The sequence below is a fragment of the Formosa sejongensis genome, from assembly GCF_033447105.1.
GTDB lineage: Bacteria > Bacteroidota > Bacteroidia > Flavobacteriales > Flavobacteriaceae > Formosa.
On record NZ_JAWQUN010000001.1, the window covers coordinates 218,145 to 241,609 of the forward strand.

Here is a 23,465-nt window from a genome sequence, read left to right on the forward strand (position 1 = left end):
AGTTAATTATTATTTGTACTATTTTCTAGTGCTTCACGTTCTTGTTTTGCTTTCTCACGTTCCTCAAGAATTCGTTGCTTACGTGCTTCTAATTCTTGTTCTCGTGCTTCACGATCTCTTAATTTTTGTTCTTTACGCTCCGCATCTAATTCTTCCTTAGTTTTAGGTTCAGATTCTACTTCTGTCTTTGTTTCTAAATCGTATTCAGTAGGTGCTGTAGCATTACTATTTTCTAAACTTTCCTCAGAGGGCGCTAATGTATCAATATTTTCTGAATTTTCTACACCTTTATTTCGTGCTTCTAGTTTTTCTTGTTTAGCAACTTCACGGTCGTCAAGAACTTTTTGTCTTCTATCTAGAGCTTCTTGCTTATTTTTTGCTCTTTCATCTAATATTTCTTTACGACGTTCCTCTTCAAGTTGTTCGCGTTGTAAAAGTTTATCTTCTTGCGCTTTTTCTCTAGCTTCTAATTCTGGATTATAGTCTGGAACAATATCTTCGTTCTCTGCGGCTTTACGTTGTTCTTTAGATTGTGCTTGTTGGCGTTTAGAGGTTCTATTAATACTTCTTAAAACCAGTTCGCTAATATCGTAACGTTCGGCAGAATACAACATAACTAAATCCGAGGATTTATCGAAAATAAAATCATATTGTTTATTTGCAGATATATCTTGTACAGCCGAAAATATTTGATCTTGAATAGGCTGAATTAATCGTTCTTTCTGAAGCATTAAATCCCCATTTGGACCAAACCGTTTTTGTTGATGATCTAAAACTTCTTTTTCTTCGAAATCAATGTCTTCCTTACGTTCTTCATAAAGCTCTTTAGTTAAAAGCGCTTTTTCGTTACTTAAGTCTTTTCGTTTTTGAGCAATATCGGTTAACTTTAAATCGATATCTGCTTTCCAACGTTTTACTTTTTCGTCTAATTGAGAAGTGGCTTCTTGGTATTCAGGAATATGTTCTAAAATATATTCTGTATCAATATAACCAATTCTTACTCCACGTTGTGCATGTGAAGTAAAACTTAGTAAACCAACTACAGTCATTAAAAAAAGAACGTGTATTTTCATCTGTTTCATTTTAATAAAATTATTAACTGCTAAACTTTACAAACGACAGATGAATTAAATTATTCTGTCACTTCCTGAATTAAAGTTTCCAAACTTAACAAATTTTAACTTTATAGCTTTTAAATCATGAATTAAATACATAATGTTTTATAGAAAATATCATGCCAAATTAAAATTGTTGTCCAATAATAAAGTGAGTTTCCCAACCATTAGGCTGAGTTTGTCCTGGTAACGGATCAAATCCGTAACCAAAATCAATACCTAATAAACCAAAGGCAGGCATAAATACACGTAAACCTGCACCGGCAGAACGTTTTAATTGGAATGGGTTATAGTCTCTAAAGGTGTTAAAAGCGGCACCACCTTCTACAAAGGTAAGTGCATATATTTTTGCAGACGCTTCTAAAGTAATTGGGTAACGTAGTTCTAAAGAGAACTTGTTATAAATCGCAGCACCATCATCTGTTGGTTCTCCATATATATTTACAGGCTGAATAGATTGGTTCGGATAACCACGTAATGCAACGGCCTCTCTACCATCTAAACTATAACTTCCTAAACCATCACCTCCTAAAAAGAAACGTTCGAAAGGAATAACACCTCTAGCTTGGTTATAAGCACCTAAGTAACCAAATTCTACAGTTGGTTTTAAGACTAATTTACCAATAATGCTTTGGTACCATTCTCCTTTAAATTGAACTTTATAAAATTCTAACCAATTAAATCGTATTTGATCAATTTCTCCCATACGTTGGTAAGCTGCATTTTGAGCAGAAACAGACGAGTCTGGATCATTAAATATAACTTCTTCTTCTAAACGCTCTTCTTGTAATGCTTCATAATCTACACCATTAAATAAAGAATATGGTAAAGATAATTTAGCACTTACATTAAAATTAGATCCTCCTAAAGGGAAAACAGGATCGTTCCAAGTGTTGTTTCTCGTTAAACCTATGGTGTAAGCTAAACTGTTTGAATATCCTTCAGAAAATGTAAATAATCCTGTGCTATAGTTTTTAAGGTTGTAATGCTGATAACTAACGGCTTGAGATAATGTAAAGAAATCATCTGGTACTGTTAAACGTTTGGCTAAACCAACCGTAACTCCTAGAATATTAAAACGTCTGTCTTGATCTGCTTTACCTGTTGTCGAATCGTATAAAAATTGATTAGAGTAAGATATAGATGTAGAAAATTGTACTGGTTTTTTTCCACCCATCCATGGCTCAGAAAACGAGAAACTATACGTTCTATAAAACTGACTGGCTTGTAAACGTAACGCTAGTTGTTGTCCATCTCCCATTGGTAATGGAGTATAGGCTTCTTTATTGAAAATATTTTTTAATGAAAAGTTGTTAAATGAAAGCCCTAAAGTTCCAATGAAACCTCCACCTCCGTAACCACCTTGTAGTTCGATTTGGCTGGAACCCGTTTCTACAACTTCATATTCCATATCTATAGTCCCTTCATTAGGATTAGGATTGTTAAAGTTTGGAGATATTTGTTCTGCATCGAAAAATCCTAACTGACTTAATTCACGAACGGTTCTAACAACATTTGCTTTACTGTACAATTCGCCCGGACGCGTTCGTATTTCACGGTAAATTACATGATCGTTTGTTTTTTCGTTTCCAACTACCGATACTTCATTAAAGTATACTGGCTTACCTTCGGAAATTCTAATTTGCATATCTATAACATTCCCATCAGCATTTGTTTCTACAGCATCAATTGTAGAGAATAAATATCCGTTGTTTTGGTATAAGTTGGTTATGTCGTTACCGTCTGGTCTAGAATCATCGGCAATTCCTTTTTCTAATAATACACCATTATAGGTTTCGCCTGGACGTACACGTAATATGGTAGTTAAATACTCGTCTGTATAAACTGTGTTTCCTATAAAATCAATTTTACCAAAAGTATATTTAGCGCCTTCTTCTATATCAATATTAATTGAAATGGTCTCGTCGTTGTTAACAACAATATTGTCGGAAAGAATACGGGCATCTCTATAACCGTTTTCTTTATAAGTGTCTATAACACTAACCAAATCTGTTTTGTAATCTGCTTCAATAAATTTAGAACGTTTCCATACACGTACAAACATTTTCTCCTTAGTTTCTTTCATACTAGCGAGTAATTGTTTATCTGTTAGAACGGTATTGCCTTCAAAGTTTATGGCTTCAATTTTAACTTTCTTACCTGTGTCTATAGATACTACCATGTTTACACCAGGTTTAGAATCTAAAGAATCTATAACAGGTATAACATTAATATTCACTTTAGTGTTGTAGAAACCGTCTTTCTTATACTTAGACTCTAAGTAGTTTTTTGTAGTTGTAATTAAGTTTTCTGTAACTTTTACACCTTCGTTAAGATTGTTGTCTTCGATTATTTCGTCGAATTTACTTTTCTTAACACCTGTAATTTTTAAATTATCTAATGTAGGTAAATCGTATAAATGTATTTCTAAACTGGCAACATTGTCGTGTACATCTTTAATGTAAATTTCAATATCGCTAAATAATCCAGATTTCCAAAGCTTTTTAATGGCTTCACTAATTTCTTCTCCAGGAATTAATATAATGGACCCTTTTCTAAGCCCAGAATATGTTACAATTGTTTGCTCGCTAAAGCTAGAACTTCCAGAAACTGTAATTTCTGCGATAGTATATTTTTCTCCAGTTGGTTGTCCAACCTGAGCATTAACGTAAGTCGTTGTTAATGAAAAAAGTAAAATAAAAATAAATGGTAAATATGTTTTCAATGATAATGAATTAGCTAAGTTGTTCACTTGTTTTTCCAAAACGGCGTTCTCTTTTTTGATAATCAATAATAGCATCATACAAATGTTGCTTAGTAAAATCTGGCCAAAGTACATCTGTAAAATATAGCTCGGCATAGGCTATTTGCCATAGTAAGAAATTGCTTATTCGTTGTTCGCCGCTAGTGCGTATAAGCAAATCTACGTCCGGTAAATTTTGCGTGTAAAGATGCTTATTTATAACCGATTCGTCAATACTTTCTGAAGAAATTATATTATTTTTAACTTTATTACTTATTTCTTTAACTGCCGAAATTAATTCTTCTCTAGAGCCGTAGCTTAAAGCTAATGTCAGGATCATTCTAGAATTGTTTTCGGTTTTTGTAATAACTTCTTGCAACTCTTTACATACTTTTTTAGGTAAAGCTGTTAAATTCCCTATTGCATTTAATTTAATATTGTTGTCTTGAAGTGTTTTGATTTCTTTTTTTAAAGAGCTGACCAAAAGCTTCATTAAAGTGTCTACTTCTAATTTAGGACGATTCCAATTCTCTGTAGAAAAGGCGTACAATGTAAGATTTTCTACACCTAATTCTGCACAAGTTTCTACGGTGTCTTTAACAGATTTTGTTCCGTTTTCATGGCCAATAGCTCGTAGGAACCCTTTTTGTTTTGCCCAACGTCCATTACCGTCCATAATAATGGCAATGTGTTTGGGTAATCTATCTGTATTAATTTTTTCTTTCAAAATGTGTTTTAATTAATGCAATAACAAGGGTTTCTACCAAAAGTGTAAGTTACTGTAATTCCTGTAAATACATACCAGTCGTTATTGTTTAAATTTCCAAAGCTATAATCTATAGGAGCATCAGGGTTTGTGTTGTCAATATAATTACTTCCATCTAAATTATCCGTAAATGTATATCGCGCTCCAATCTCTGCTCCTAAAATAAAAGATTGACTAATTCTGAACTTATAACCAAAGGTTATTGGTATTCCTAAAGCCAATTTATTATTTAAACTTTCGTCCTTATACATAATGGTACTTAAACCTGTATATAAATAAGGTGTTTGTGTAATTCCTGAATGATGTAAATCGAATTCAAAAAAATTGAATTCCAATCCTGCAGATATTTCACCAACAGTCTTTGACGCCTTATCTTCGGTTGTTTGAAATTCTGAAATTATCCCAGATATTCTCCAAGAATATCTGGAAGTCTTGTTCCATTTATACAAACCTCCTAATGCTAATTGATTAGGAGTGATTTGGGGTTCGCTAACATCCCCAATTAAACTACTTCCACCTATAAATACACCAAATTCGTGTATTTGTGAATAACTAAGCTGTAGGCAAAAAAGATTTATAATAAGTACGATTATATACTTCATAAAGTTTTAAAGTTTGCAAATATAACAAATAAGACAAGCACTAAGACAAATTGAATTAATTTGTCTTAGTGTAAAAACTGAAATTGCGCTATATTATTGTTTAGTTACGTTTATCTTCTCCCCACAATAGTTTTTTTCTAAGGGTATTTAGAAAGCTTTCGTCTAATAACTCTATCATTTTAATTTTAAAGTCGGCTTTTTTAATTGTTAATACCGTTTCGTTATTAATAGTAGCAATTCTAGAATCTAAAGACACTAAGTAGGTGTTCTCACGTCCGCTAATTTTTAATTTAATTTCTGTAGAATCGGTTATAACTAAAGGTCTTGCATTTAAATTATGAGGTGCTATGGGTGTTAATACTAAGCTGTTCGTGTCTGGAGTAATTACAGGACCACCACAACTTAAAGAATACCCTGTAGATCCTGTTGGTGTCGATACTATAAGGCCGTCGCTCCAATAGGACGTTAAATATTCATTGTTTAAAAAGGTTTCAACAGTAATCATAGAAGTTGTATCCTTTCTGCTAACTGCAATTTCGTTTAAAGCGAAATTCATGTTTTTAATATCCTTATTTTCAGGAGACGTTGTTATTGTTAGTAAACTGCGTTCTGAAATTTTATAGTTTCCATTTAAAATATCGTCTATCGCTTTTTCTATATATTCTTTTGGAATAGTTGCTAGAAATCCTAATCGGCCAGCATTAATACCAACAATAGGAATGCCTAAATCTTTTATATAGGTTACTGCTCTTAATATAGTACCGTCGCCGCCAATACTTATTAATAGGTCGAAAGAAGGATCTAAAGTATCAAACGTTTTGAATACATTATATTTTTGATCGTCTTCTATTTCATTATGAATTAAATCAAAAAAGTTACGCTCAATATGGATATCAGCATTCTTTTTTAAGAGATGTCTGAGTAAAATTTCAACAGGAACATCAGAATTTTTATGATAGAATTGTCCGAAAATGGCTATTTTCATACTTACATGTTTAGATATTTATTTAAATAATCCGATCGTTCTTTGAGGTTTTCAATATAACTATCGTCTTCATGTCCAGAAATAATACTGTAATTATAGCGTCTAAAAGTTTGAATAACTTCGTTTAGACTTGTGTTTCCTATTTTTAAAGTGAATTGAACTAATCCGTTTTCCATTTTTGAAATAAAGGCACCTAATAATTTTCCGTTATTAGATTCTACAATTTGAGAAATCTCACTAAACGAATAATCGTCTATTCCTTTTTCGATAACTAAAGTCCCTCCATCTTCGGCAAAAAATGGAGTTTGGTTAAATAATGTAATTATATCATTCAGCTCGTAATAACCTAAATACTCATTATTGGCATTTAAAACAGGCATAATATTAGAAGAGTTCTGGGCAAAAGTTTCTAAAACATCTAACCAAATGGCATCTTCGCGAACAAAAAAGCCTTCAGCAGCATAAGCGTAGTCTTTAATAAATTTGTCTCTTTCAAAACAATACACATCTGTTTCCGAAAGACAACCTATATAGGTATTGTCCGGATTATTAATAGGAATGTGTGTGTAGGTAAGCTGATTAAAAAGCAATTGCATATCGCTAATTTTATCGGCCGTACTTAACGGTTTTATATCATTTATAATATATTCGGAAAGATTCATTTTATCCTAATTTATATGTGTGCAAATTAATTAAAAAATAGTACAATAAGCCTGTTCTACTTTGTATTTTTGCTTTATTAAAATAGGATTCATGACAAAATTAAGTGTAAATATTAATAAAATAGCAACGCTAAGAAATTCTCGAGGCGGCGATTTTCCAAATGTTGTTCAATTTGCTAAAGATGTTCAACGTTATGGTGCCGAAGGTGTAACCATTCATCCACGACCAGACGAGCGTCATATACGTTACCAAGATGCATTCGATTTAAAACCGGAAGTGTATACCGAATATAATATTGAAGGAAATCCTATTAAAAAGTTTATGGATATGGTTTTAGAAATAAAACCTACTCAAGTTACTTTAGTCCCCGATGGAGACGATGCGATTACATCTAATGCAGGATGGGATACAATTAAGCATAAAGATTTTTTAATAGATATTGTTGAAGAGTGTAAACGTAACAATATTCGTACGTCTATTTTTGTAGACCCCGATTTAAAGCAAATAGAAGGTGCTAAAGAAATAGGAACAGATAGAATTGAATTATATACAGAAGCATTTGCGCATCAATTCGGTTTAGGAAATTCTAAAAGTATTTTACCATATACAGAATGTGCTGTTTTGGCAGAGCGTTTAGGTTTGGGTATAAATGCCGGTCACGATTTATCATTAGATAATATTAAATTTTTTAAAGATAATATTCCTGGTTTATTAGAGGTTTCTATAGGTCACGCTTTAATTTCGGAAAGTTTGTACCTAGGGATTGAAAACGTTGTGAATATGTATTTAAATAAACTGAAATAATTTTTCAAAAAACAGAAAGTAATGCAATTATATGCTAATATATTAGGAGAAGGTAAGCCGTTTATTATTCTTCATGGGTTTTTAGGAATGAGTGATAACTGGAAAACTTTAGGTTCGAAGTTTAGCGAAAATAATTTTCAGGTACATCTTTTAGATCAACGTAACCACGGGAGAAGCTTTCATAGTGACGATTTTAGTTACGAACTTTTAGTAGAAGATTTAAAAGACTATTGCGATACAAATAATTTAAAAAACATCGTGCTTTTAGGGCATTCTATGGGAGGGAAGACAGCAATGTTATTCGCTACTAAATATCCTGAATATGTGTCGAAATTGCTTGTGGCAGATATTTCACCACGCTTTTATCCAGTGCATCACGATGCGATTTTAAACGGATTAAGCGCTTTAGATTTTTCGAAGATTAAAACAAGAGGTGCGGCAGATAAAGAATTAGCACAATATGTTTCAGATTTTGGAACACGTCAGTTTTTACTGAAGAATTTATATTGGGTAGAAAAAGGACAATTAGGGCTACGTATAAATGTTGAAGCTTTAACAGAAAATGTTTCAGAAGTTGGAGAACCGTTGCCATTACATGCAAGATTCGAGGGAGATACATTATTTCTTCGAGGAGATAAATCAGAATACATTTCATTCCAAGACGAAAGTATTATAAAAGCACATTTTCCTAAAGCGATTATTGTAACTATTAAAAATGCTGGACATTGGTTGCATGCAGAAAATCCAGAAGATTTTTACAATGAGGTGTTGCAATTTATTTCATAAATAATCTGTAAATTAGTTGAAAATTATTAATATGAAACAAATCATTAAATTTCTTTTAACAGCGTTAATCGTTGTATTATTGTCTAATATTTTATCAGGTATACATGTAGATAGTTATGGGACGGCTATAATAGTAGCCTTGGTTTTAGCTGTTTTGAATTTTTTGGTAAAACCAATCTTAACGATATTAACTTTTCCTGTTACTGTGGTAACCTTAGGTTTGTTTTTATTCGTTATTAACGGATTAATCATTTTGCTTGCTGGATATTTAGTTGGTGGTTTTTTTGTAGATTCTATTTGGTCGGGGATACTCTTTAGTATATTACTAACCATACTTCAATCTATAATATACAGTATTGTGGGAGAGGATTGAAAAATAGTCTGAAATACAAGACGTTAAAAACTTTGTAGGGTTGTAAAAATGTTTTATTTTTGCAGCCCGTTTTTAATTAGAAAAATCAAGGAGAATCTGTGCTTTTATGTTAGAAAATTAGAACAGAAACTTATGTTAAATGCCCAATCTGGGTTTTATATCATTTAAAATGAATATTACAAGAGAGAACATCGATGCATTAAATGCTGTAGTAAAAGTTGATATTGCTAAAGAAGATTATAGCGATAAAGTAGAAAAAATCTTAACAGATTACCGCAAAACAGCTAACATTCCTGGTTTTAGAAAAGGACATGTTCCAATGGGAATGGTTAAAAAGCAATATGGTAAATCTGTATTGGTAGAAGAAGTAAATAAATTATTACAAGACGCTTTAAATAAATATTTAACTGAAGAAAAATTGGATGTCTTAGGACAACCACTTCCTAAAGCTCAAGAAGGAATTGATTGGGAATCTGAAGCATTTTCTTTTGAATTTGAATTAGGGTTAACTCCACAATTCGATGTTGAATTAAAAGGTGATAAAGCAATTACTCAATATAATATTGTTGCAGACGATAAAATGATCGACGAGCAGATTGAGCGTATCCAACAACAATATGGAAAATTAATACTTCAAGACGTTGTAGAAGATGACAGTGAAATTACTGGAACTTTTAAAAACGAAGAGAAAGAAATAGAAAACACCTTAACTTTAACTTTAGACAAGCTTAAAGGGAAAACAAATTCAAAGAAATTTGTTGGCTCTAAAGTAGGAGACGTTATCACGTTAAAAACTAAAGGTCTTTATACAGACGACCACGATTTAATGCATGCTTTAAAAATATCTCACGAAGAAATTCATGATTTAGATATTGAAGTAACATTCACAATTACTGAAATAAATAAACGTGAGTCTGCAGATTTAGATCAAGAGTTATTCGATAAATTATTTGGAGAAGGAACTTTAAAATCTGTTTCAGAATTAAAAGAAAAGATTAAAGAAGATGCTGAAAAGCAATTCGTGCAACAAGCAGATCAAAAACTTTTAAATGATGTAACTGAATATTTAGTAGACAATACTAAATTCGATTTACCATCAGAATTCTTACAAAAATGGATTCAAGCCTCAGGAGAAACTCCTGTAGATGATGCCGCTGCAAAAGAAGAGTTTGAAAAGTCTGAAAAAAGTATGCGTTACCAATTAATCGAAGGAAAATTAATTACGGCTAATAACATCCAAATTACTATGGATGATATTAAAGGTCATGCAAAAACCATGATTAGAGCTCAAATGGCTCAATTTGGTCAATTAAATCCTTCAGAAGAAGAATTAGAAGGCATCGCTGCACGTGTACTTGGTAATCAAGAAGAAGCACGTCGTATTTCTGAACAAATCGTTAGCCAAAAGCTATTAGAAGTTTATAAAGAAAAAGCAAATTTAGAAGTAAAAGAAGTGACTTACGAAAACTTTGTTAAAGAAGTTTACGGAGACAAATAAGTCTACTGTTTTAAAGAATAATCATTATATTTAGGCGTTGAATAGGTGTTATTCAGCGCCTATTTTATTCATTATTTAAATTTAAATAACATTATGAATTACGGAAAAGAGTTCGAAAAATTCGCTATAAAAGATCAAGGGATTAGCAGTACATACTACAATCAAATTATTGGCAGCATGTATCCTACAAATTTAACCCCAAACATTATTGAAGAGCGCCAAATGAATGCTGTGTCAATGGATGTGTTTTCACGTTTAATGATGGATCGTATCATATTTATGGGTACAGGAATTAACGACCAAGTGGCAAACATTATTCAGGCACAATTGTTGTTCTTAGAAAGCACAGATGCTAATAAAGATATCCAAATTTACATTAACTCTCCAGGAGGAAGTGTATATGCAGGCTTAGGTATTTACGATACCATGCAGTTTATTAAGCCAGATGTTGCAACAATTTGTACTGGTATGGCAGCATCTATGGGAGCTGTTTTATTATGTGCAGGTGCTAAGGGGAAACGTAGTGGTTTAACACATTCACGTGTTATGATTCACCAACCTCTAGGAGGAGCACAAGGACAAGCTAGTGATATTGAAATTACAGCTCGTGAAATTTTAATATTGAAAGAGGAATTATATAAGATTATTAGTAAGCATTCTGGTCAAGATTACGACAAAGTATATGCAGATAGTGATCGTGATTACTGGATGAAAGCGGATAAAGCAAAAGAGTACGGTATGATTGATGAAATATTAGTGAGAAGCTAATATAATTCAAAAAAATAATAGCATTTCGCTAATATTTAAAAGTGAAACTAAAAAAGATTTATGGCAAAGGAAGAATTAGAATGTTCGTTTTGTGGAAGAAAAAAACCTGAGACTAGTTTATTAATAGCAGGTTTAGATGCGCATATATGCGATCGTTGTATCGAACAAGCACACGGCATTGTTGTAGAGGAATCTAAACAAACAGACAATAGCGATTTGTCTGCAGAATTAATGTTGCGTAAACCTGTTCAAATTAAAGAATTTTTAGACGAGTACATTATTGGTCAAGATATGACTAAAAAGGTAATGTCTGTTGCAGTTTATAACCATTACAAACGCTTATTACAATCTCCATCGAAAGACGATATTGAAATACAGAAAAGTAATATTATGATGGTTGGGCAAACAGGTACAGGTAAAACATTAATGGCTAAAACCATTGCTAAAATGTTAAACGTGCCTTTAGCTATTGTAGATGCTACAGTTTTAACTGAAGCAGGTTACGTTGGAGAAGATGTTGAAAGTATTTTAACACGTTTGTTGCAAGCCGCAGATTATAGTCTCGAAAAAGCTGAAAAAGGAATTGTTTTTATAGATGAGATTGATAAAATTGCACGTAAAAGCGATAATCCTTCAATAACGAGAGATGTATCTGGAGAAGGTGTACAACAGGCTTTACTAAAACTTTTAGAGGGAACCGTTGTTAATGTACCGCCAAAAGGAGGACGTAAGCATCCAGACCAAAAGTTTATTGAAGTGAATACAGAAAACATTTTATTTATTGCTGGTGGTGCTTTTGATGGTATTGAACGTAACATTTCTAAGCGTTTAAATATGCAAGCAGTAGGGTATAGTGCTTCGAAATCTGATGATGTAATAGATCGCAACCACTTGTTACAATATATTATTCCTAAGGATTTAAAAGACTTCGGGTTAATTCCTGAAATCATCGGGCGTTTACCTGTATTAACCTATATGGATCCTTTAGATACTAAGACGTTAAGAGCAATTCTTACAGAACCTAAAAATGCAATTATTAAACAATATGAAAAGTTATTCGAAATGGACGGCATTGCCTTTCATATCACGGATGGTGCATTAGATTTTATTGTTGAAAAAGCGATAGAATATAAGTTAGGAGCTCGTGGATTACGTTCGTTATGTGAAGATGTTCTAACCGATGCGATGTTTGAGCTTCCAGGGAGTGATGAAAAGGAACTAAGGGTTACAAAAGCGTATACCGAGAGTAAATTGAATAAAACAGCAGTTAAAAAGCTAAAAGCAGTGTCTTAATACGTTTTGAAATTGTTTATAAAATAAAAAAAACCACTCAATTGAGTGGTTTTTTTTATTTTGGTTGCCATAAATAAATTGCAACATACTGTATTTAAACAGATTTCGATTAATAGCTCCGTAAATGTATACTGAATCTTAGGATTAAAAAAAAATAAAACAAATTTTTAGACATATGTATACGAATCAACGATAAACTGACTAGTTTGTCATCTTTTAACTATTGAATTTCAAATGATTAATTCGCATTTAAAATAAGAAGTTCGTCCATATACTCTCTGGAGTTAGAAAGTCGAGGAATTTTATGTTGACCGCCTAATTTATTATGTTGCTTTAACCAATCGTAAAAAAGATTTTGTCTCCCGATGTGTATAGTCGGTTTATTTAATGTCAGGTTGTTGTAACGCTTGGCTTCATAGTCAGAATTTAATGCTTTTAAGGCATTGTCTAAAAGTTCTATAAAGTAATCAAGATCTTCTGGAGCTTTTTTAAATTCTATAATCCACTCATGTGCACCTTTTTCTTTAACTTTCATAAAAATAGGAGCGGCCGTGTAATCTACGATTTCAGCCTTGGTGCGTTTGCAAACCTTTTTTAAAGCATCTTCAGCATTTTCAATAATTAATTCTTCACCAAAAACATTTATATGGTGTTTAGTTCGTCCTGAAACTTTTATTCTATATGGTAAAATAGAAGTAAATCTTACCGTATCTCCAATTTTATAGCGCCAAAGTCCTGCATTTGTAGTGATTACTAAGGCGTAATTCTTTTTGAGTTCAACTTCGCTTAATGGAATAATTTTTTGATCAAGTGTTCCATAAGTGTCCATCGGAATAAATTCATAGAAAATACCATAATCTAACATCAATAGTAATTCTTTAGAATCGTTTTGATCTTGTATTGCAAAGAATCCTTCCGAGGCATTATAAATTTCGTAATATTTAAATCCGTTGTTTGGAAGTATCTTTTTGTATTGATCGGCATAGGGTGTAAAACTTACACCGCCATGAAAGTAGACTTCTAAGTTGGGCCAAACGTCGTATAAGTTACCTTTTCCAGTAGTTTCTAATACATTATTTAGTAATACCAACATCCAAGAAGGTACTCCGGCTAAGCTTGTAACATTTTCCATTATAGTTTCGTCTACAATGGCTTGCATTTTAATTTCCCAATCGCTCATTAACGAAATCTTATTGCTCGGTGTGCTACTAAACTCTGCCCAAAACGGCATGTTCTCAATTAAAATGGCCGATAAGTCACCATAAACAGTACCATTTTCTTTATATAATTCTTTGCTTCCGCCAAGACGAAGTCCTTTCCCTGTAAAGAGCTGAGAATTTTCATTATTGTTTAGGTACATGCAAAGCATATCTTTTCCTGCAGCGTAATGGCAATCTTCTAAAGATTCTGTACTCACAGGAATAAATTTGCTTTTTGCATTTGTAGTTCCGCTAGATTTTGCGAACCATTTTATATGTGAAGGCCAAAAAATGTTGTCTTCACCAGTACGAGAACGCTCAATTAAATCTTGATAATCTTCGTATGTAGATATGGGAACACGCTCTGCAAACGTTCTATAGTTTTTTATGGAACCAAATTCGTGTTGTCTGCCAATTTTAGTGTCTTTAGCAGTGTAAATTAGATTTAAAAGTAACTCTTGTTGTACTTCATTCGGGTATTTCAGAAATAAATCGATTTGATGAAATCTTTTTTTCAGAAACCACGAGGCTATTGAGTTTACTATAGTAATTGACATATTTACATTATCTTTAAAGAATTAAAAATAATACTTTTTTTATGACTTACGAGGGTGTTCTAACAAAAATGGAAACCGAATATGCCAAACCTATTCAATATTATTTAGTATTTGATTCTGACTTCATAAATATGAATCAGTTACTAAATAAAACTTTAAATATTAAATTCATAAAGTATCAATGTTTGAATTGTGGATTAGATAAAAAAATATATAGACAAGGGTTTTGTAAAAGCTGTTTTTTTGAAGTGCCTCAGGCTGCCGATTGGATTATGAAACCAGAATTAAGCAAAGCACATTTAGATGAAGAAGATCGTGATTTAGCATTCGAAAAGAAAGTGCAATTACAACCTCATATTGTGTATTTAGCAAATTCTGGTAAAGTAAAAGTTGGTGTGACGCGAAAGGGACAAGTGCCAACACGATGGATTGACCAAGGTGCTCATGAGGCGATAGAAATTGTTGAGGTTCCGAATAGATATTTGGCAGGAATAACCGAAGTCGCATTAAAGGACTATGTGTCCGATAAAACCAACTGGCGTACCATGCTTAAAAATGAAGTTGAAGATGAAAACTTAGTAGAGTGGAGAGACAAGTTGAAAGCTTATATTCCTGAAGAAGCACAGCCCTATTTTATCGATTCCAATTCAGAGACAGAAATCGAGTTTCCGGTACTTCGATATCCAATAAAACCAAAATCATTGAATATTGAAAAAATGCTCGAATACTCAGGAGTGTTAAAAGGTATAAAAGGACAGTATCTTATTTTTGAAGACGACACTGTTTTTAATATTCGGAGTAACGAAGGGATGTATGTGTCTATTAGCATAGATTAAAACTGAAAAAACACGCTATAGATATAATATCTGAAGCGTGTTTTTTTCTTTATATAAAGTCGACAATTAAATATCTTCTTGATCTCTCAAGTTTTGGATATAAGCCGCTTTTTGATTTTCTCTTCTTTTCTTAACTGAAGGCTTTGTGAAAAACTGATTTTCTCTTAAGTTTTGCATCACCTTTACGTTTCTGTGTTTTCTCTTGTAACGTTTAAGGGCGCGATCGATTTGCTCGCCTTCTTTTACTATAATTTTAAGCATCTAAATTCTGGTTTTAAGTAATTATTAATATATTTTCAGGATTATCCTAAATAAGTTTTCAATATTTTGTTTTTAGAACTATGACGTAAGCGTCTAATTCCTTTTTCTTTAATTTGTCTAACACGCTCGCGAGTTAAATCGAATGTTTCTCCAATTTCGTCTAAACTCATTGGTGCTTCATTACTCAATCCGAAAAATAAACGCAATACATCACTTTCTCTAGGAGATAAAGTGTCTAATGCTCTGTTAATTTCAAGATTTAACGACTCATACATTAAGTTGTTGTCAGGATTTGGTGATTCACCAGACTTCACAACATCGTATAAGCTAGACGTTTCTCCTTCTTTTAATGGTGCATCCATAGAAAGATGACGACCAGAATTTTTTAGAGACTGCTTAACTTCGCTTACTGTCATGTCTAATTCGTTTGCAATTTCGTCTGCACTTGGCGGACGCTCATGCGATTGTTCTAGAAATGAATAGGCTTTATTAATTTTGTTAATAGAACCAATTTTGTTTAATGGCAATCTTACAATTCTAGATTGTTCTGCTAAAGCTTGTAAGATAGCTTGACGAATCCACCATACGGCATAAGAAATAAACTTAAACCCACGTGTTTCATCAAAACGCTTAGCTGCTTTTACTAAACCAGCATTACCTTCATTAATTAAATCGGGTAACGTTAAACCTTGGTTTTGGTATTGTTTTGCAACAGAAACTACAAATCGTAAATTAGATGTTGTTAATTTATCTAAAGCTACTTGGTCTCCTTCACGTATACGCTGCGCTAATTCAACTTCTTCTTCAGCTGTAATTAGTGGCATTTTACTTATGTCTTGTAAGTACTTGTCTAACGATTTAGATTCCCTGTTCGTTACTTGCTTTGTAATCTTTAATTGCCTCATGTATCTGTTTTAGTTTAATGCGTATCTATCAATATAAACGAATTTTTAACAAATCCTAATAAAACGTCGCTTAATCCATTAAAAATGAATATTTAAGCTAATTTCACATAAATACACCTCTATAGAGCAAATTTCATGCCTAATAAAGTTGTATTTCATCGTTCACTTTTAGATCGAAACGTTTTCTAAATAGATAAACGCCTAAATATAAAAACGGAGTATCAAATAAAGCCATTAAGACCTTAAATAGAAATCCGCTGATTAATAACCCGGCAAATTTAGTCCATTCTAGTTTACCAAAAAAACAAAGTAGCAATAAAACGGTGAAAGTGTCGATAAATTGTGATAAAAAAGTGGAAAAATTGTTGCGCAACCACAAATGTTTCCCTTTAGTGACGGTTTTCCAGTAGTGATAAATCTGAATATCTATAAACTGAGCAAATAAATAGGCCATCATACTCGCTAAAACTGCAATTGCAGTTCCTCCAAATACACTCGTAAATTTAGAATCGTTTACAGGAGACCAAGAAGTTGCCGGAACGATATCAGAAACATAAATAATAGACATCGAAAAGACGGAGGCGAAAATTCCAGTAACGACAATCTGATTGGCTGCTTTTTTACCATAAATCTCACTTATTAAATCTGTAATTAAAAACGTGATAGGGTAAGGAAGGATGCCCACCGACACTTCGAACAGATTTGCTCCAAAAATAGAGAGGTTAAAAGGGTACCAATAAAAAAATTTTTGAAATATAAGATTCGAAACCACTAAAGATGTCATGAATAAAGCACCTAGTAATAGGTAGATACGATGTGCTAAAAAAATGCTCTTTTGGTTCATTTCTAAAAATTTCAAAAACAAACCTACATATTTAATTTCAAAATTACATTTTCAGATATAAAAGTCTCAGATTTCAAGTCGAATTTTTATCATTCTTTAATAGTGAAATGCAAGTTTAAGTAAATTACTTTTCTTTAATTTGCCCATATTTTAGTTCATGGCAAAACACGTTTACATATCTATAGGAAGCAACAAAGGAAACCGATTGCAACATTTACAAAAGGCTATTAATCGCATTTTTGAAATTGTTGGAACTGTCGATAATATTTCGAAAGTGTATACGTCTCCAGCTTTTGGATTTGAAAGTGAGGAGTTTTTAAATGCGTGCTTAATTGTTAAAACAGAGCTTCAGCCAGATGAAGTTATGTTGCATTTACTAGATATTGAAACATGTTTAGGGAGAACTCGAACTGAAGGTGCAGGTTACGAAGCACGTGTAATAGATTTGGATATCATCTTTTTTGAAGATGAAATTATCAATACCGATTTGCTAAACGTACCACATCCAGAAATGCAAAAACGCCGATTTGTAATATTACCTTTAAATGATATTGCATCTAAAGTGGAACATCCTGTATTTAAGCAAACTGTAAAGATGTTATTAAATGATTGTGAAGATATAAGTGAATTGAATCCGATAAGTGAGACCTTAGAAAATCCGATATCTGCTTTTAATTTTTCTCAACAAAATTTTATTGCTATTGAAGGAAATATTGGTGCGGGAAAAACAAGTTTAGCAACAAAAATATCTGAAGATTTTAACGCCAAGCTAGTTTTAGAACGTTTTGCAGATAATCCGTTTTTACCTAAATTCTACGAAGATGCGCCACGTTATGCGTTTCCCTTAGAAATGTCTTTTCTAGCCGATCGTTACCAACAAATTTCAGACGATTTATCTCAGCTCGATTTATTTAAAGACTTTATTGTAAGCGATTACGATGTGTTTAAATCATTGATTTTCTCTAGAATTACACTTCAAGAAGACGAGTTTAAACTCTATAGAAAGTTATTCTATATCATGTATAAAGAAATTGCAAAGCCCGATTTATACGTGTATTTGTATCAAAATACAGAACGTCTTCAGCAAAATATTAAAAAACGAGGTCGTGATTACGAGCAACACATTGAAGACGACTATCTTAATAAAATCAATTTAGGATATCTAGAATTTCTAAAAAATCAAACAGAATTAAAAGTCAAAATTATAGATATTTCCAATATGGATTTTGTGTCTAATCGCGCCGATTATTTAACGATTTTAAAATTGATTCAATCTTAGTTTGATGCCTTCATTTTACTAAATACATCCCAAATTACAATACCTGCACTTACCGAAATGTTTAACGAATGTTTGGTGCCGAATTGTGGGATTTCAATTACCATATCACTTTTAGAAACCACATCTTGAGTAACTCCTTTTACTTCATTTCCAAAGACTAAGGCGTAAGTTGTGTCTGCTTCAGGAGTAAATTCATCAAGCATGGTTGCGTTTTCTGCTTGTTCAATACTTAGTACTTTTACATTTTTAGCTTGTAATTTTTTAACAACATCTAAAGTGTGTTCAGCATGTTCCCAAGCTACAGTTTCTGTACTTCCTAAAGCTGTTTTGTGTATGTCTTTATGTGGAGGCGTTGCAGTAATGCCGCAGAGGTAAATTTTTTCAATTAAAAACGCATCACTCGTTCTAAATACCGAACCAATATTGTTTAAACTTCTAATGTTATCCAAAACGATAATAAGCGGTGTCTTTTTCGTGTCTTTAAAATCTTCAACACTCAATCGGTCTAACTCGGAATTTTTTAATTTACGCATACTATTAAGTTTCTGTATTCTTTAATTATATTGATTTTCTGAATAGGTGGATACATATTTTCAAAAAAATCAAATTATGGTTACATTGCAACGGTATTTAGAATGCAAAAATAACATTTAAAACGTCTTACCCTTGGCAAAAAAAACGAAAAAAGAAACGCCGTTAATGAAACAGTATAATGCGATTAAAGCAAAGTATCCTGATGCTTTGTTATTATTTCGTGTGGGCGATTTTTATGAAACCTTTGGTTCAGACGCTATTAAGGCCGCAGGTATTCTAGACATTACCTTAACAAAGCGTGGTGCAGGAAGCGAAAGTGAAATAGAATTAGCTGGATTTCCGCATCATTCTATAAACACCTATTTGCCGAAATTAGTAAAAGCAGGCGAACGTGTTGCCATTTGCGATCAGTTGGAAGATCCAAAACAAACTAAAACCATTGTAAAACGTGGTGTTACCGAATTAATTACGCCAGGTGTATCGTTAAACGATGAGGTTTTAAAATCGAAATCGAATAACTTTTTGTGTGCGGTGCATTTTGGGAAAATTAATATCGGGATTTCATTTTTAGATATTTCTACAGGCGAATTTCTAACCTCTCAGGGGAACGAAGAATATATTGATAAGATACTCCAGAATTTTAATCCGAGTGAGATCTTAGTCTCTAAACAGAAGCGTAAAACGTTTAAAGATGCTTTCGGAGACGACTATCATGTGTTTTATTTAGAAGACTGGGTGTATCAAACCGATTATACAAATGAAACCTTATTGAAACATTTTAATACGAAAACATTAAAAGGTTTTGGAGTTGAAAATTTAGAAGAAGGAATTATTGCATCGGGATCTGTACTGCATTATTTAGGAGAAACTCAGCATAATAAATTAGAACATATTACATCTATTTCGCGTATCGCAGAAGATGATTATGTATGGATGGACCGTTTTACCATGCGGAATTTAGAATTGTATAATTCGACCAATAACAATGCAGTTACACTATTACATATTATAGACAAAACCATTTCGCCAATGGGCGGACGTTTATTAAAACGATGGTTGGCTTTACCTTTAAAAGATGCTGAAAAAATAAAGCAACGTCATGAGGTAGTCGATTTCTTAACTAAAGAAAAAGAAACTCACCAGAAGACGCGTCAGCATATAAAACATATAGGCGATTTAGAACGCTTAATCTCAAAAGTGGCTACAGCAAAGGTGAGTCCGCGTGAGGTTATTCAACTTAAAAATTCATTAGAAGCGATTGTACCCATAAAAGGGTTGGCTTCTCAATCTTCTAACGATGCCTTAAAGATTATAGGCGATAAATTACAAAGTTGCGATGTGTTGCGTGCCAAAATTAAAGAGACTTTAAATGAAGAAGCGCCTGTAAATGTCTTAAAAGGACATACGATTGCTGAAGGATTTTCGGCTGAGTTGGATGAGCTTCGAGGCTTGTCGACTTCAGGAAAGAATTATTTAGATAAGATGTTGGAACGCGAAAGCAAACGCACTGGGATTACATCTTTAAAAATAGCGTCTAATAATGTGTTCGGTTATTATATAGAGGTACGAAACACACATAAAGATAAAGTCCCAGAAGAGTGGATTAGAAAGCAAACCTTAGTAAGTGCAGAGCGCTATATTACTGAAGAATTAAAAGAATATGAATCTAAAATTTTAGGAGCTGAAGAACGTATTTTAGCTATCGAACAAAAGTTGTTTGGAGATTTAGTGGCTTGGTTGAGTCAGTATATTAAACCGGTACAGCAAAATGCATTTTTAATAGGGCAATTAGATTGTTTATGCGGATTTGCACAATTGGCAACCGATAATAATTATGTATATCCTGTATTAGACGATACTTTCGATTTAGAAATTATTGAAGGGCGCCATCCAGTTATTGAAAAGCAATTACCAATTGGGGAACCTTATATTGCTAACGATGTGTTTTTAGACCGTTCGACTCAGCAAATTATTATGATTACGGGGCCAAACATGTCTGGTAAATCGGCTATTTTACGTCAAACCGCACTTATTGTGCTCTTGGCACAAATTGGAAGTTTTGTACCTGCAAAATCGGCTAGAATAGGTGTGGTCGATAAAATATTTACTCGAGTAGGAGCGAGCGATAATATATCGATGGGAGAATCTACATTTATGGTCGAAATGAACGAAACGGCTTCTATCCTTAATAATATGTCTGAACGTAGTTTGGTATTGTTAGATGAAATAGGAAGAGGAACCAGTACCTACGATGGGATTTCTATTGCTTGGGCGATTAGTGAATATTTACACGAGCATCCTGCAAAAGCTAAAACCTTATTTGCGACGCATTATCATGAGTTAAATGAAATGACGGAAACCTTTCCAAGAATTAAGAATTTTAATGTTTCTGTAAAGGAATTAAAAGACAATGTGTTATTCTTAAGGAAACTTGTTGAAGGCGGTAGTGAGCATAGTTTTGGTATTCATGTAGCTAAAATGGCAGGAATGCCACAGCAAGTCTTAAATCGTGCGAATGCGATATTAAAGAAATTGGAGAAATCGCATTCTAGCGAAGAACTTACGGATAAGGTCAAAACCCTGTCTGACGATTTACAATTAAGCTTTTTTAATTTAGACGATCCGTTATTAGAAAACATTAAAGAGGAAATCGTGAATATAGATATCGATACCTTAACTCCCGTAGAAGCACTTATGAAGCTTAATGAAATTAAAAGAATGCTAGTAAAACCGACCAAAACTTTAAAAAGTTAAATTATTTAATATTGATTTTCAGTAGTTTGAAAAATAGTTTGAATTTTTTTTTAAAAAAGCTTTGAGATACCAAGAAAAGTTCTAAATTTGCATCCGCAATAGCAATGTTGCGACGTTCATTAAAAGACTACGCGAAAGTAGCTCAGGGGTAGAGCATCACCTTGCCAAGGTGGGGGTCGCGGGTTCAAATCCCGTCTTTCGCTCTATACTGTTTTGATTTTTCAAAAAAATATACCAAATGCTGAAATGGTGGAATTGGTAGACACGTTGGACTTAAAATCCAATGGGTAGTAATGCCCGTGCGGGTTCAAGTCCCGCTTTCAGTACTAAAGCCTTTATCGAAAGATAGAGGCTTTTTTATTACAAATTGTAGTTCTTTTATATAGACTGTATTATAAAAATTTATACCATGCTGAAATGGTGGAATTGGTAGACACGTTGGACTTAAAATCCAATGGGTAGTAATGCCCGTGCGGGTTCAAGTCCCGCTTTCAGTACAATAAGCCTTTATCGAAAGATAGAGGCTTTTTTTTGTTCAATATCTAAACATGGCGTCATTCTGAATTTGTTTCAGAATCTAACGCGAACGTCATGTTGTCTATCCTCTTAATCACATTTTAATTTTTTGAATTCTAAAAGATTCAACATATTCATTTTCGGAAATTAGAATTAAAAGATGTATCTTTTCTTCATTAAACATTGACTTCAGAAACTAATTATCATAACCTAATATGAGCTTATCCAGAAGAGATTTTATAAAAAAGACAACTGTAGTAGCGTCGAGCCTTCCATTAATGGGTATGCCTTTTTCTATAGGTAATGAGTTCCTGCCGTCAGAGGAATTAGATGTTAGCATATTCTCCAAACATTTGCAATTTTTAGATTATAAGGAAACTGGACAAATAGCTTCAGAATTGGGCTTTAATGGTGTCGATTTAACGGTGAGACCAAATGGACATGTACTTCCTGAAAATGTAAAAACAAATCTTCCTATTGCTATTCAGGATCTGAAAAAAGGGGGGAGTACCTGTAAAATGATTACGACAAGTATTGAAGGGGTTACCAATCCTTTAGATGTGGATATTATTAAAACGGCTGGGGATAATGATGTGTCTTTTTATAGAACAAATTGGTTTAAATATATAGATGGTATTTCTTTTACAGAATCTTTGGCACACTACCAAAAGCAAACGCATGCACTAAGTATTCTTAATCAAGAGTATAATATAATTGGTTGTTATCAAAATCATGCGGGACGCAGTGTTGGAGGGTCTTATTGGGAGGTTTATAAGTTGTTAGAAACGGTGAATCCTAAATATTTTGGAGCTCAGTACGATATTCGACATGCATTAGTCGAAGGCGGTTTGTCGTGGGAAAACGGCTTAGAATTGCTTCAAAAGAGTATAAAAGTCATTGTTTTAAAGGATTTTAAATGGGGCCAACAAAATGGAAAATGGCAGCCTATAAATGTGCCGATAGGTGAAGGCATGGTAGATTTTACAACTTATTTTAAATTATTGAAAGGTTATGGTTTGAACCCGCCAGTATCACTGCATTTAGAATATCCATTGGGTGGAGCAGAAAAAGGAAGTACCTCTCTTACAGTAGATAAAAAAGTGGTCTATGATGCGATGAAGAAAGATCTAAATACGATTCGTAAGATTTGGAAAGCATCTTAGGTGCGCTTAATTTGTAAACTCATGATTTTTGTGATTGGTTATTATTGAAAGGCTTTCCGTTTTCTTTTATAAAAAAGGGTGCTAAATAAAACGGCAATTGCGAGAACTGTTTAATAAAAAATGTTCCTTCGAAATAATATCTCAGGAACATTTTTGTTTATTAGTTTCAAACCTGAACAGTTTTTGCAAATAATCTTTTGTTGCAGCGCTAAATTGTTCTG

The 23,465-nt window shown here is 32.9% G+C and carries 21 protein-coding genes and 3 tRNA genes; 13 read left to right on the plus strand and 11 right to left on the minus strand.

What is annotated here, in order from left to right:
- Nucleotides 1-2 precede the first annotated feature (2 nt).
- The 6 genes from R6X41_RS00890 to R6X41_RS00915 all read right to left on the minus strand — a co-directional run bounded on the left by R6X41_RS00890 (nt 3) and on the right by R6X41_RS00915 (nt 6,873).
- Nucleotides 3-1,073, minus strand: a complete 1,071-nt coding sequence (locus R6X41_RS00890; RefSeq protein WP_318496774.1) for an OmpH/Skp family outer membrane protein — start codon at nt 1,071-1,073, stop codon at nt 3-5.
- Between the two features lie 169 nt (nt 1,074-1,242).
- A complete protein-coding gene (gene bamA, locus R6X41_RS00895) occupies nt 1,243-3,918 on the minus strand; it encodes an outer membrane protein assembly factor BamA (protein ID WP_318496775.1) in 2,676 nt (891 codons plus the stop codon).
- Nucleotides 3,851-4,534 (minus strand): undecaprenyl pyrophosphate synthase, encoded by a 684-nt coding sequence (uppS, locus tag R6X41_RS00900; protein ID WP_318497032.1) that lies wholly within the window; start codon nt 4,532-4,534, stop codon nt 3,851-3,853. The genes bamA and uppS overlap by 68 nt, the downstream gene beginning before the upstream one ends.
- A 59-nt stretch (nt 4,535-4,593) precedes the next feature.
- Nucleotides 4,594-5,226 (minus strand): type IX secretion system protein PorG, encoded by a 633-nt coding sequence (porG, locus tag R6X41_RS00905; protein WP_318496776.1) that lies wholly within the window; start codon nt 5,224-5,226, stop codon nt 4,594-4,596.
- Nucleotides 5,227-5,326: 100 nt separating this feature from the next.
- On the minus strand, nt 5,327-6,211 hold the full coding sequence (locus tag R6X41_RS00910; protein ID WP_318496777.1) for an NAD kinase: 885 nt from the start codon (nt 6,209-6,211) through the stop codon (nt 5,327-5,329).
- Nucleotides 6,212-6,213: 2 nt separating this feature from the next.
- Nucleotides 6,214-6,873 carry a CBS domain-containing protein gene (locus R6X41_RS00915; RefSeq protein WP_318496778.1) on the minus strand — a complete coding sequence of 220 codons (660 nt, stop codon included), beginning with the start codon at nt 6,871-6,873 and terminating at the stop codon, nt 6,214-6,216.
- 91 nt (nt 6,874-6,964) lie between these two features.
- On the opposite strand from R6X41_RS00915, the gene R6X41_RS00920 reads away from it, so the two are divergent.
- The 6 genes from R6X41_RS00920 to clpX all read left to right on the plus strand — a co-directional run bounded on the left by R6X41_RS00920 (nt 6,965) and on the right by clpX (nt 12,396).
- Nucleotides 6,965-7,678, plus strand: a complete 714-nt coding sequence (locus R6X41_RS00920) for a pyridoxine 5'-phosphate synthase (protein WP_318496779.1) — start codon at nt 6,965-6,967, stop codon at nt 7,676-7,678.
- A 21-nt stretch (nt 7,679-7,699) separates the two neighbouring features.
- On the plus strand, nt 7,700-8,464 hold the full coding sequence (locus tag R6X41_RS00925; protein WP_318496780.1) for an alpha/beta fold hydrolase: 765 nt from the start codon (nt 7,700-7,702) through the stop codon (nt 8,462-8,464).
- A gap of 31 nt (nt 8,465-8,495) precedes the next feature.
- Complete coding sequence (locus R6X41_RS00930; protein WP_318496781.1) at nt 8,496-8,837, plus strand: phage holin family protein; 342 nt, start codon at nt 8,496-8,498, stop codon at nt 8,835-8,837.
- A 169-nt stretch (nt 8,838-9,006) separates the two neighbouring features.
- A complete protein-coding gene (tig, locus tag R6X41_RS00935; protein WP_318496782.1) occupies nt 9,007-10,335 on the plus strand; it encodes a trigger factor in 1,329 nt (442 codons plus the stop codon).
- A 93-nt stretch (nt 10,336-10,428) separates the two neighbouring features.
- Nucleotides 10,429-11,103, plus strand: a complete 675-nt coding sequence (clpP, locus tag R6X41_RS00940; RefSeq protein WP_318496783.1) for an ATP-dependent Clp endopeptidase proteolytic subunit ClpP — start codon at nt 10,429-10,431, stop codon at nt 11,101-11,103.
- A 60-nt stretch (nt 11,104-11,163) separates the two neighbouring features.
- The gene (clpX, locus tag R6X41_RS00945; protein WP_318496784.1) at nt 11,164-12,396 is read left to right on the plus strand and encodes an ATP-dependent Clp protease ATP-binding subunit ClpX; all 1,233 of its coding nucleotides are present in this window, start codon (nt 11,164-11,166) and stop codon (nt 12,394-12,396) included.
- Nucleotides 12,397-12,634: 238 nt separating this feature from the next.
- Here clpX and R6X41_RS00950 read toward each other — a convergent pair whose 3' ends face one another.
- Nucleotides 12,635-14,152: a GH3 auxin-responsive promoter family protein gene (locus tag R6X41_RS00950; RefSeq protein ID WP_318496785.1), complete on the minus strand. Its 1,518-nt coding sequence runs from the start codon at nt 14,150-14,152 to the stop codon at nt 12,635-12,637.
- A 41-nt stretch (nt 14,153-14,193) separates the two neighbouring features.
- Between R6X41_RS00950 and R6X41_RS00955 the strand changes: the two genes are divergently transcribed.
- Complete coding sequence (locus R6X41_RS00955) at nt 14,194-14,988, plus strand: DUF2797 domain-containing protein (protein ID WP_318496786.1); 795 nt, start codon at nt 14,194-14,196, stop codon at nt 14,986-14,988.
- A 66-nt stretch (nt 14,989-15,054) separates the two neighbouring features.
- On the opposite strand, the gene rpsU is transcribed toward R6X41_RS00955, so the two are convergent.
- From rpsU to R6X41_RS00970, 3 genes are all read right to left on the minus strand, one after another.
- Nucleotides 15,055-15,249, minus strand: a complete 195-nt coding sequence (rpsU, locus tag R6X41_RS00960; protein WP_318496787.1) for a 30S ribosomal protein S21 — start codon at nt 15,247-15,249, stop codon at nt 15,055-15,057.
- 41 nt (nt 15,250-15,290) lie between these two features.
- Nucleotides 15,291-16,154 (minus strand): sigma-70 family RNA polymerase sigma factor, encoded by an 864-nt coding sequence (locus tag R6X41_RS00965; protein WP_057777960.1) that lies wholly within the window; start codon nt 16,152-16,154, stop codon nt 15,291-15,293.
- Nucleotides 16,155-16,293: 139 nt separating this feature from the next.
- Nucleotides 16,294-16,998: a queuosine precursor transporter gene (locus R6X41_RS00970; protein ID WP_318496788.1), complete on the minus strand. Its 705-nt coding sequence runs from the start codon at nt 16,996-16,998 to the stop codon at nt 16,294-16,296.
- 157 nt (nt 16,999-17,155) lie between these two features.
- Here R6X41_RS00970 and folK point away from each other — a divergent pair, with 157 nt between their 5' ends.
- Entirely contained in the window at nt 17,156-18,277 is a 1,122-nt protein-coding gene (gene folK / locus R6X41_RS00975; protein WP_318496789.1) for a 2-amino-4-hydroxy-6-hydroxymethyldihydropteridine diphosphokinase, read from the plus strand.
- Here folK and R6X41_RS00980 read toward each other — a convergent pair.
- Complete coding sequence (locus R6X41_RS00980) at nt 18,274-18,810, minus strand: RNA methyltransferase (protein WP_318496790.1); 537 nt, start codon at nt 18,808-18,810, stop codon at nt 18,274-18,276. The two genes, folK and R6X41_RS00980, sit on opposite strands and share 4 nt — an antisense overlap.
- A gap of 133 nt (nt 18,811-18,943) precedes the next feature.
- Between R6X41_RS00980 and mutS the strand changes: the two genes are divergently transcribed.
- The 5 genes from mutS to R6X41_RS01005 all read left to right on the plus strand — a co-directional run bounded on the left by mutS (nt 18,944) and on the right by R6X41_RS01005 (nt 23,244).
- Entirely contained in the window at nt 18,944-21,565 is a 2,622-nt protein-coding gene (mutS, locus tag R6X41_RS00985; protein WP_318496791.1) for a DNA mismatch repair protein MutS, read from the plus strand.
- 131 nt (nt 21,566-21,696) lie between these two features.
- Nucleotides 21,697-21,768 (plus strand) — tRNA-Gly (locus tag R6X41_RS00990).
- Between the two features lie 37 nt (nt 21,769-21,805).
- A tRNA-Leu gene (locus R6X41_RS00995) sits at nt 21,806-21,891 on the plus strand.
- Nucleotides 21,892-21,976: 85 nt separating this feature from the next.
- Nucleotides 21,977-22,062: transfer RNA gene (locus tag R6X41_RS01000), tRNA-Leu, on the plus strand.
- Between the two features lie 234 nt (nt 22,063-22,296).
- Complete coding sequence (locus R6X41_RS01005; RefSeq protein WP_318496792.1) at nt 22,297-23,244, plus strand: sugar phosphate isomerase/epimerase family protein; 948 nt, start codon at nt 22,297-22,299, stop codon at nt 23,242-23,244.
- The last annotated feature ends 221 nt before the right edge of the window (nt 23,245-23,465 follow it).

What these genes read in the sequence shown, in the direction of transcription:
- R6X41_RS00930 (WP_318496781.1), top strand. Translation starts at nt 8,496, where the DNA reads ATGAAACAAATCATTAAATTTCTTTTAACAGCGTTAATCGTTGTATTA.
- R6X41_RS00980 (WP_318496790.1), bottom strand. Translation starts at nt 18,810, where the DNA reads ATGCGTAAATTAAAAAATTCCGAGTTAGACCGATTGAGTGTTGAAGAT.
- uppS (WP_318497032.1), bottom strand. Translation starts at nt 4,534, where the DNA reads ATGGACGGTAATGGACGTTGGGCAAAACAAAAAGGGTTCCTACGAGCT.
- porG (WP_318496776.1), bottom strand. Translation starts at nt 5,226, where the DNA reads ATGAAGTATATAATCGTACTTATTATAAATCTTTTTTGCCTACAGCTT.
- R6X41_RS00965 (WP_057777960.1), bottom strand. Translation starts at nt 16,154, where the DNA reads ATGAGGCAATTAAAGATTACAAAGCAAGTAACGAACAGGGAATCTAAA.
- rpsU (WP_318496787.1), bottom strand. Translation starts at nt 15,249, where the DNA reads ATGCTTAAAATTATAGTAAAAGAAGGCGAGCAAATCGATCGCGCCCTT.
- R6X41_RS00925 (WP_318496780.1), top strand. Translation starts at nt 7,700, where the DNA reads ATGCAATTATATGCTAATATATTAGGAGAAGGTAAGCCGTTTATTATT.
- R6X41_RS00970 (WP_318496788.1), bottom strand. Translation starts at nt 16,998, where the DNA reads ATGAACCAAAAGAGCATTTTTTTAGCACATCGTATCTACCTATTACTA.
- R6X41_RS00910 (WP_318496777.1), bottom strand. Translation starts at nt 6,211, where the DNA reads ATGAAAATAGCCATTTTCGGACAATTCTATCATAAAAATTCTGATGTT.
- clpX (WP_318496784.1), top strand. Translation starts at nt 11,164, where the DNA reads ATGGCAAAGGAAGAATTAGAATGTTCGTTTTGTGGAAGAAAAAAACCT.
- R6X41_RS00915 (WP_318496778.1), bottom strand. Translation starts at nt 6,873, where the DNA reads ATGAATCTTTCCGAATATATTATAAATGATATAAAACCGTTAAGTACG.
- clpP (WP_318496783.1), top strand. Translation starts at nt 10,429, where the DNA reads ATGAATTACGGAAAAGAGTTCGAAAAATTCGCTATAAAAGATCAAGGG.
- R6X41_RS01005 (WP_318496792.1), top strand. Translation starts at nt 22,297, where the DNA reads ATGAGCTTATCCAGAAGAGATTTTATAAAAAAGACAACTGTAGTAGCG.
- tig (WP_318496782.1), top strand. Translation starts at nt 9,007, where the DNA reads ATGAATATTACAAGAGAGAACATCGATGCATTAAATGCTGTAGTAAAA.
- bamA (WP_318496775.1), bottom strand. Translation starts at nt 3,918, where the DNA reads ATGATGCTATTATTGATTATCAAAAAAGAGAACGCCGTTTTGGAAAAA.
- R6X41_RS00955 (WP_318496786.1), top strand. Translation starts at nt 14,194, where the DNA reads ATGACTTACGAGGGTGTTCTAACAAAAATGGAAACCGAATATGCCAAA.
- R6X41_RS00920 (WP_318496779.1), top strand. Translation starts at nt 6,965, where the DNA reads ATGACAAAATTAAGTGTAAATATTAATAAAATAGCAACGCTAAGAAAT.
- R6X41_RS00890 (WP_318496774.1), bottom strand. Translation starts at nt 1,073, where the DNA reads ATGAAAATACACGTTCTTTTTTTAATGACTGTAGTTGGTTTACTAAGT.
- R6X41_RS00950 (WP_318496785.1), bottom strand. Translation starts at nt 14,152, where the DNA reads ATGTCAATTACTATAGTAAACTCAATAGCCTCGTGGTTTCTGAAAAAA.
- folK (WP_318496789.1), top strand. Translation starts at nt 17,156, where the DNA reads ATGGCAAAACACGTTTACATATCTATAGGAAGCAACAAAGGAAACCGA.